Here is an 8,274-nt window from a genome sequence, read left to right as displayed (position 1 = left end):
TATCAATGTTTCCAAGCACTTATGAAGGGGGTGCATAATGACCAACCAACTGCATTTGGTTTCATCGCCCACTCCGCGGAATTGTTGTCGAGTTCCAGGATGCCATGATCCAGATAGGGGCGCAGTTTCTTCATTCGCGTCAAAGCATAGCGGATGGCCTTGGCCAGTTCTGACTTGCCCGGAATCCGTGCCAGCTGCGCGGCTACCACACCGCTGTGGCTAGTTACTTGCCTCGGAAGAGTATATCTGCTTTGACCGAGAACAACTGAAAACACAGGTGAAATATGGCAATTGATCTGAAGGGGCTGAGTGCCGCTGAATTGGAAGCGCTGGCCAAGGAAATCGAAGTCCGCAAAGTGGAAGTAGAGGACGAGGCAAAGAAAAGCGCTTATGCCGAAATGCTGGCCATTGCGGAGAAACATGGCGTGGCCTTTGAAGAGGTTATTGCTCTGCATGGCGGAAAGGGGCGTAAATCAAGCGCAAAGGCACCTGCTAAATACGCAAATCCAGCTGACCGATCCCAAACCTGGAGCGGCCGCGGGCGTAAGCCTGCTTGGGTCCACGAAGCTTTGGAAGCAGGGAAGTCCCTCGAGGATCTTGAAATGTGAAGCAGCAATACACTTGTTGCGCTATCGCAGGCGGGACCATGTACAGTTGCGCGGGGCGCAATAGGCAACATTGGGCTGGCTGCGTAAGCGCAGTTCGCCCTGAGCCGCCGCCTAGGCAACTGGCCCATGTGCCGCGTCTGTGAGTTTGTATTGCTAGGTGGTCGTCAGCTCGGGTTGCCCGTGAGCTTCGCATAAACAGCTGCCAACCTAGTTAGAGCCGTGCGCTGAGGGTCTTCAACATCCTCCATGTCCAGATCAGCTAGATAATTATCAAGTGCCCGGCTTGTTCCTTCACGATCGTGATCGATATTGTGCCCCAAGATGCGGTCGATCGTGCCGAGGTCTACACCAATCAATCTCATCAAGCTTGCAGATGTGCGACGCAAGTCATGGCGATGCCAGTTGGTGGTTTTGCTTTCACGATGGATTGCCTTCGTGATCCGATCCCAGTTTTGCAATTCCGTATCGCAGGACGACGGAAACACAAGTGCGTCAGACTCTTGGCCGCGCCTTTCATACCCAGGGAGTCTCTGAAGAAGACTGATCACTGCGTTGGGTAGTGGCAATAGTTGCGGGCTTGGCGGGCCTTTGGTCATCTTAACTGATGGCTTCAGCCATTCCCTGCGCCGGAAATCGATGTCTCGCCAGCGCATGGTCACTACCTCATCGAGACGTGCAGCAGTGAGCAAGATGAATTTCAATGCGATCGGGCGCATGTCGATAGCCGGGTTCATTCGCATTGCCAGGCAAGTGGGCGCGGGGTAGATGAGTAGCGGAAGCACCTTCTCCATTTCCTCTCGCCTCAATACCCGATTTCTTTTTCCCGTGATGCTGGGGTCGGCGCTTGCCGGATCAGCGGTGTCACGCATGTCCGGCACGTTCAGCACCGGCAGGCGTTTGAGCCCAGAAGCACGGAACTTTTCGCGACCAGCAGCCCAATCGAATACGGGCATGAGGTAGGCGCGCGCCCTGCTGCATTGCCCGTTCGCAGTTGGACTTCCTGAAGGCGGAGAATAGCTCCGCATCGCAGCAGCGAGGTCGTCAGGTGTAATATCAATTGCCCGTAAGTCGAGAAGTGGATCGAAGACCGAAAAAATGCGGCGCTCCGCCTCAGATTTCCCGCCTTCACGTCGGGGTGTCCAAGTCGCTCGAACTCCCGTACGCACGGCTCTGAACTCGTCGACCAGTTCACGTAACGTCGGAGACGCCCGCAATGCGTCCTGGTTTGTTCGCCGGATGTGGTTCAGGTTCCCTATGATCTTTCGGACCTCAGCGCGCTTTTCAGCAGCTATCTCGCGGGCGCTCTTAAGCGATATGTCGGGGTAGGACCCGATAGTGATGCGCTGCTCGATGCCATCCAGGGAGCGTACCCTGACGGAAAACGTCTTCTTTCCAGTTGGTGTTACCCTAAGGGTGAGACCGGGCTGCCGAGCATCGACGAAGTCCTTGCGGTGGTCGATCTGGATCTTCCGGATAAATGCATCTGTCAGCGCCGTAGCCGCCATGGGGAACTCCTTTTCCTATGGGAGGGTATTATCCTGGGGACGCACTGGGGACGCAATCGGAGCTGGATAGTTCTCCACAAAAATTCGACAAGGCGAGATGGAAGGGGTGACCCCTCCTCTTGAAATATCCCTAAGTATCTGTTTTGTGTGAATAAAAATACAAAATACTCTCCATTCTTCGAGAGTTCTCCGGAAATTTCTTTCTCGCGGATGAATGCGGGAGCAGGATTGAAAATCCTCGTGTCGGTGGTTCGATTCCGCCCCCGGGCACCACTAAATCACTGAAATAGTTGATTTATTTGGTCCGTTGAGATCGTCAGATTTCACCCGTAAAAGTTACACACAGTTATACACTCCTCTGACGGGCTCGATTTGTCCCAAGATTCCAAAAACCGAATACTCAAGATCAAGCATCTCCGGAAAGGGCTGGCCATCGTGCTGACAGCCCGAAGCCCGTACTGGCTTATTCGTTTCAGGGACCCCCTTGCAGGGAAATACGTCCACCGGTCGTCCAAGGAGACATCGCGTCTCGAAGCGATGGATGTGGCTTTTGAGTTTGCCGACTCATACCGCAGCAAGGCCAACAGCGACCATGCTCAGAAGAAAGCCACCAGCTTCGAACACTATGCCAAGAAGCTGATGGGCATTCAGAAAGGCAAGTCCAAGTGGTCAGACGGCGACAACAAGCTGCTGAACCGATCCAAGGACGGCCTGATCTGCTATTTCGGTAAATATGACGTCACGAAGATCACCACCGGCAAGGTCCGGGACTATCTGATTCATCTGGACGAGAATCGGCCAAAGCGGCTGGCAGAATCGACCAAGGCCAAACACACCATCATCATCCGTAAGGTCCAGACCCTGGCGGTGGAAGACGGCATTCTGAACGTCCTGCCGGTGATGCCGAAGCAGAAGACCGTGGACACGCCACGCCACACCTTCACGGACGACGAATACAAACGGTTCATGAAGGCTGCCGGTGAGTGTGCTAAACGTGGGGATATGGTCCGTGGCGTCCAGATCACCGGCCACCATGCCAAGACGTTCCGCTTTGTCGTTCACACCTTCCTTCGGCCTACTGAGGGCGAGCTGTTCGGTCTGAAGCACAAGGACATTCAGGTCAAAGGCGACCCGCCGCACTTGGAGATGAACGTCCGTGGCGGCAAGACCGGCGGGCGCACTAGCGTGACCATGCCGCTGGCTGTTCCCCTCTATCAGGGAACACTGAACCCGTTCGACGAGATCGGCCCGGATCGGAACGGCTATGTATGGATGCCGGAATATTCCAACCGCAGGACGGCCATCAACACGGCCCGGCGTCTGTTCAACCATATCCTGGAAAAGGCTGAGGTGCTGGACGAGGACAGGAAGCTGTCTCCGTACTCCCTCCGGCACTATGCCATCCAAGCACGCCTCAGAGGCTCCCAGGGTAAGGTGAATCTTTACACCCTGGCCAAGAATGCTGGCACGTCGGTGGATCAGCTGGAACGCTTCTACCTCAAGAATATGGCCCCGACGAAGGAGCTGATCGAGAATTTGCAGTACAGGCCTGATGAGTAGTGGGGGCGTCAAATGCCAAATGGAACGCCCCCCGTTACTGGTAGATTAATGCCTGTCACATAGTTCGCTTGCGGCCCAGCCAAATATGCAACCGCATTAGCTACATCGCTCGGTAGCCCTGCATCACGAACGGCCACGTTCGCATAGCGTTTCTTCTTCATCTCGGAGACAGAGATACCTTGCTCGTGAGCCAACCGGACGTTCGCAGCGGTGTGCATGTCTGTTGCGATATAGCCGGGTCAGACGGTATTGCACAGTATCCCGTCTGGTCCGAATTCGGCTGCGAGCGTTTTCGTCAATCCGACCAAGCCATGTTTCATTGCCGTGTACGCCCCAAAACCTGGTTCTGCGCCGAGACTGCCTGTGGAACCGATATTGATGATCCTGCCTCCCCCATGCTTGCGCATGTGAGGTATAGCTGCTTGCGACAGCATCATCGGACCCAGAATATTGATGTCAAAGCTCAGTTTCCACTGGTCCGGGGTGGTTGTCATAAAACTATCCGAGCCCGCCAATGAACCGGCGTTGTTGACGAGGATGTCCAATCTCCCGAACGTCGAAACTGTTTTACTAATGGCTCTTTTGATGTCGTCAGGGGATGTAACGTCCAGTTTCAAAGCGATAGCTTTGCCGCCAGAGGCCCCAATCTCTGACACCAGCATATCAAGTAGGTCTGTGCGCGATGTCTCGTTGCCTTGAACGTCAAGGCTGCCATCAATGTCTGTGACGACGACGGACGCCCCGTCTTTCGCCAGTCGCAGAGCTATGGCGCGTCCAATTCCATGTGGTGCGGAGGTTCCGGTAACGACCGCAACTTTATTATTCAATGGCTGCATGGAATTGGCCTCGTGTGCAAAAGTACGACTGGAAAGTACGGCTACATCATTCATTCAGCGTTTCAAGGTTCTCGTGTGAAATCTCGGCGGCTAGCTTTGGCTGCTCGCAATTTGATGCGTTGCCCGTTGAGTGAACCCATAGGACGCCCATGGGGGTAGCAAAGGAGACCCCAATGGCACTTGAGAAACAGTTCAAACTTGAAGCCGCCGAGAAGCCGAAGGCAAGCCAGCCGTCGAGCCAGCGCCGTCAGAAATTCATCGCCGCCGTCGACAAGCAACTGGCGGGCATACCGGATGGTGATGCCGCCACGGTCAAATGCACCTGGGTGTGGAAATCGGACCAGGGGTGACGTGCTCCCCTGAAAAGTCCGCGGTTTGAAGTTAGCCTGCTCTCCAAACGAGGAGACAGACGATGCGGAAAAGCCGTTTCAGCGAAGAGCAGATCATTGGCATCCTGAAGGAGCACCAAGCCGGGATATCCCTGCATGGTGGTCAGCGACAACGGAACGGAGCTGACATCAAACGCCATCCTGAAATGGATGTGTTTGAAGTGGCCCATGAGTTTGCCGTTATCGGAACCCAGGTAAAAATCTGCGGCCCCGGCGATCTAATCGTCGGCACGCAGCAGCTATATTGCCGAGGTCAGGCGGGCCATGGAGAAGCCTGGAAACAGCAGACAGCCTATGCGGGTATACGCTGCGAAGCCAGCGCCGCTGGAATGGATGGTCGTTGTATCACTCCAGCCCCAGCGCGTCTTTCCTGGACTTGGCCCAGGTGGTGACAAGGTGATCCACCATCAGCCCCATAAAGGCGACGGCGAGGCCCAGCACCAGGCCCTTGCCGACATCGGTGGAGGATAGCGCGCGCTGCATTTCCTGGCCCAGGTCCTGGGTGCCGATGAAGGCGGCGATGATAACCATAAACAGCGAGAACATGACCGACTGGTTGACCCCGACCATGATGGTTGGCAGGGCCATCGGCAGGCGGACTTTCCACAGGGTCTGCAGCCGGGGGGCGCCGGGCATGCCGGCGGCCTCAATCAGGGTTTCCGGCACTTGCCGCAGCCCTTCGATGGTGTAGCGCACCAGCGGCACGGCGGCGAATAGGACCACGGCGCCGATGACTGCCACATCGTTCACTCCGAACAGCATGACCACCGGGATCAGGTAGATGAAGCTGGGAAAGGTCTGCAGCGTGTCGCAGATCAGCAGGGCGATGTCCGCCCGTTTTTCGTGAAACGATCCCCAGATGCCGAGCGGAAAGCCCAGCACGGCGGCAATCGAGACAGCGACCACGACAGTGTAAACCGTGATCATCGCGCGGTCCCACCAGCCGGACATGGCGATAAGGCCGAAGAAGGCAAGGCACACCAGCGCCGAGCGCAGGCCGCCAATGGCCCAGCCAACTGCGGCCAGCAGCGCCAGCACCGCGGCATAGGGCATCCACAGGAAGGCATCGCGGATCGGGATCAGCACCCAGGTGATCAGGAACCAGCGCAGCCATTGTGTGACCGGGTCGATCAGCACGATGAACCAGTCCGCCACAGCGTCAATCGGCTTGGAGATGGTGAAAGCATCACGGCGGCCGATCTGGTCCATCAGCGGGACGAACTGCGCCAGCACAAGGCAGGCGATCGACAGGCCGGTTCCCAGCAGCAGGAATTTGTTGCGGACAGCAAATGAGGTGCCTTTCTCGAAATGCTCGGGCTGTTTGGTGGCCCAGGCCTTGGTGCAGCGGTCGAGCATGACGGCCAGCAGCACGATGGTGATGCCGATCTCCACCGACCGGCCGATTTTCAGTGCTTGCAGCAGCTGCAGCAGCTTTTGGCCCAGGCCCGGCATGCCGATGAAGCTGGCAAGAACCACCATGGCGAGGCACTGCATGATCACCTGGTTCACACCGACCAGGATTTCGGTTCTCGCCGTTGGAATGCGCACATGGCGCAAGAGCTGCCAGCGGGTCGAGCCGCACATGTGGCCGCTTTCGATCACCTCATGCGGGACCTTGCGCAAGCCCAGCAGGGACATGCGGATCATTGGCGGCACCGAGAAGATGATGGTGACGATGGCGCCTGCCTTGGGGCCGACGCCGATGAAGACCACAACCGGGATCATATAGGCGAAATGCGGCAGGCTTTGTGCGATATTGAGGATCGGGTTCAGGATCCGCTCAAAGGACTTGGAGCGCCAGGCGAGGATGCCCATGATCAGGCCGAACAGGATTGAGAAGGGGGCGGCGACGACAATTACGGACAGGGTCTCCATCGCCCATTTCCACTGCCCCATGACCGCGATCCAGACAAAGGTGCCACCGGTGAGCAGCGACAGCCGCCAGCCTTGCAGGGCATAGCCGGTGACAAAGCCGATGCTGGCAATCACGGTCCAGGGAACGGGGCCGATGCGGGGCCAGCGGTTTTTTCCGTACAGCAGGTTGGCGGTCACATCGAGCAGCCATTCCACGCCATCCGCGAAGGCGCGGGTCACATGGAGGAGGCCCAGATCATCCCGCAGGAAGGCGAAGATTGCGTTGATCCAGTCCGCGAAGGGCAGGATCAGCCATTCTGGCGGCCGCACCAGCCCGGCGGGCAGGACGGAGTTTGCCACAGCCAGCAGGCAAGCCGCGGAAAATACCGCCCAGCCGGTTTTGGCGCGTGTCCAGGTGTGGGATTTGCCGGCAAGTATCATTGTCTGGTCGGTCATGACGCCTCTCCCAGAAGCACGTCTAGCGCCTCCTGGCGGTTCAGGGCGCCGATCAGGCTGCCTGAGGAGCTGGCAACAGGCAGGTAATCCCGGCTGTCAGTGACCAGCAGGCGGGCCAGTTCCGCGATGGTCTGTTTCTCGCCCACGGCGGAGCCGGTCAGGCGGTGGCCGTTCACCTCGCGCGCCAGCACACCGGCATGGACAACGCGGGACTTCTCGATTTCCTTTGTGAACTTGGCGACATAGTCGGTGGCCGGGTTCAGCACGATCTGGTCAGGAGTATCGCATTGCTCGACCACGCCGTCCTTCATGATGGCGATGCGGTCGGCGAGGCGCAGCGCCTCGTCGAAATCATGGGTGATGAAGACGATGGTCTTGCCCAGCATCTCTTGCAGCCGCAGGAATTCGTCCTGCATTTCGCGGCGGATCAGCGGGTCCAAGGCAGAGAAAGGCTCGTCGAGGAACCATATGTCAGGTTCAATTGCCAGGCTGCGGGCGATACCGACCCTCTGTTGCTGGCCGCCTGAGAGTTCCCGCGGGAAGTAGTCTTCACGGCCCGAGAGGCCGACCAGTTCGATCACTTCCAAAGCACGGGCACGGCGTTCGTGGCGGTCCTGGCCGCGCATCTCCAGCGGAAAGGCGACGTTGTCCAGAACCGTGCGGTGGGGCAGCAGGCCAAAGCTTTGGAACACCATGCCCATCTTGTTGCGGCGCAGATGGATCAGTTCCTTTTCGGACATCCCGCCGATGTTCTGGCCCTCGACCCGGACTTCGCCGCCAGTAATGCCGATGAGCCGCGACAGGCAGCGCACGAAGGTCGATTTGCCGGAGCCGGACAGCCCCATGATCACCAGCATCTCGCCCTTGGCGATGTCCAGGGAGACGTCACGCACGGCGGCGATGTAGCCGGCCTGGCGGATTTCATCAAAGCTCGGGTTGCCGGTCAGCGACTTCAGATACTGTTCCGGATTTGCGCCAAAAAGCTTCCAGACGTTTTTGCAGGAAATGACGGGGGTGGCGGCGGTCATGGCTAAACTTTCATTGGCATGGGCACCGGGGCAGGGAA

Annotated in this window: 6 protein-coding genes and 4 pseudogenes; 4 read left to right on the top strand and 6 right to left on the bottom strand. The window is 57.7% G+C overall.

Features of this window, described 5'->3' with window-relative positions; translation table 11 throughout:
* Positions 1-44: 44 nt before the first annotated feature.
* Positions 45-206, bottom strand: a pseudogene (locus PHA8399_RS21785) (IS66 family transposase); the annotation flags it as partial.
* Between the two features lie 78 nt (positions 207-284).
* Between PHA8399_RS21785 and PHA8399_RS01855 the strand changes: the two are divergent.
* A complete protein-coding gene (locus PHA8399_RS01855) occupies positions 285-608 on the top strand; it encodes an H-NS histone family protein (protein WP_058284516.1) in 324 nt (107 codons plus the stop codon).
* Positions 609-772: 164 nt separating this feature from the next.
* On the opposite strand, the pseudogene PHA8399_RS23000 reads toward PHA8399_RS01855, so the two are convergent.
* Positions 773-1,303, bottom strand: a pseudogene (locus tag PHA8399_RS23000) (tyrosine-type recombinase/integrase); the annotation flags it as partial.
* A gap of 576 nt (positions 1,304-1,879) precedes the next feature.
* Positions 1,880-2,113: pseudogene (locus PHA8399_RS22995) on the bottom strand (Arm DNA-binding domain-containing protein); the annotation flags it as partial.
* A gap of 372 nt (positions 2,114-2,485) precedes the next feature.
* On the opposite strand from PHA8399_RS22995, the gene PHA8399_RS01840 reads away from it, so the two are divergent.
* Positions 2,486-3,673 (top strand): site-specific integrase, encoded by a 1,188-nt coding sequence (locus tag PHA8399_RS01840; protein WP_244270131.1) that lies wholly within the window; start codon positions 2,486-2,488, stop codon positions 3,671-3,673.
* Positions 3,674-3,681: 8 nt separating this feature from the next.
* On the opposite strand, the pseudogene PHA8399_RS01835 reads toward PHA8399_RS01840, so the two are convergent.
* Positions 3,682-4,509: pseudogene (locus PHA8399_RS01835) on the bottom strand (SDR family NAD(P)-dependent oxidoreductase).
* Between the two features lie 173 nt (positions 4,510-4,682).
* Here PHA8399_RS01835 and PHA8399_RS22520 point away from each other — a divergent pair.
* Together PHA8399_RS22520 and PHA8399_RS22165 are read left to right on the top strand one after the other, a co-directional pair.
* Positions 4,683-4,859, top strand: a complete 177-nt coding sequence (locus PHA8399_RS22520) for a hypothetical protein (protein ID WP_158509244.1) — start codon at positions 4,683-4,685, stop codon at positions 4,857-4,859.
* A gap of 62 nt (positions 4,860-4,921) precedes the next feature.
* Positions 4,922-5,290: a hypothetical protein gene (locus tag PHA8399_RS22165; protein WP_145976957.1), complete on the top strand. Its 369-nt coding sequence runs from the start codon at positions 4,922-4,924 to the stop codon at positions 5,288-5,290.
* Here PHA8399_RS22165 and PHA8399_RS01830 read toward each other — a convergent pair.
* Both PHA8399_RS01830 and PHA8399_RS01825 read right to left on the bottom strand, forming a co-directional pair.
* Positions 5,244-7,208 (bottom strand): ABC transporter permease, encoded by a 1,965-nt coding sequence (locus PHA8399_RS01830; RefSeq protein ID WP_058284513.1) that lies wholly within the window; start codon positions 7,206-7,208, stop codon positions 5,244-5,246. The genes PHA8399_RS22165 and PHA8399_RS01830 overlap by 47 nt on opposite strands.
* A complete protein-coding gene (locus tag PHA8399_RS01825) occupies positions 7,205-8,236 on the bottom strand; it encodes a quaternary amine ABC transporter ATP-binding protein (RefSeq protein ID WP_058284512.1) in 1,032 nt (343 codons plus the stop codon). Before PHA8399_RS01825 ends, PHA8399_RS01830 begins: the two co-directional genes overlap by 4 nt.
* Positions 8,237-8,274: the final 38 nt, after the last annotated feature.

It is taken from the genome of Leisingera aquaemixtae, from assembly GCF_001458395.1.
GTDB classification, from domain to species: domain Bacteria; phylum Pseudomonadota; class Alphaproteobacteria; order Rhodobacterales; family Rhodobacteraceae; genus Leisingera; species Leisingera aquaemixtae.
This window is presented reverse-complemented; position numbering and strand designations above follow the sequence as displayed.

What these genes read in the sequence shown, in the direction of transcription:
- PHA8399_RS01855 (WP_058284516.1), top strand. Translation starts at nt 285, where the DNA reads ATGGCAATTGATCTGAAGGGGCTGAGTGCCGCTGAATTGGAAGCGCTG.
- PHA8399_RS22520 (WP_158509244.1), top strand. Translation starts at nt 4,683, where the DNA reads ATGGCACTTGAGAAACAGTTCAAACTTGAAGCCGCCGAGAAGCCGAAG.
- PHA8399_RS22165 (WP_145976957.1), top strand. Translation starts at nt 4,922, where the DNA reads ATGCGGAAAAGCCGTTTCAGCGAAGAGCAGATCATTGGCATCCTGAAG.
- PHA8399_RS01830 (WP_058284513.1), bottom strand. Translation starts at nt 7,208, where the DNA reads ATGACCGACCAGACAATGATACTTGCCGGCAAATCCCACACCTGGACA.
- PHA8399_RS01825 (WP_058284512.1), bottom strand. Translation starts at nt 8,236, where the DNA reads ATGACCGCCGCCACCCCCGTCATTTCCTGCAAAAACGTCTGGAAGCTT.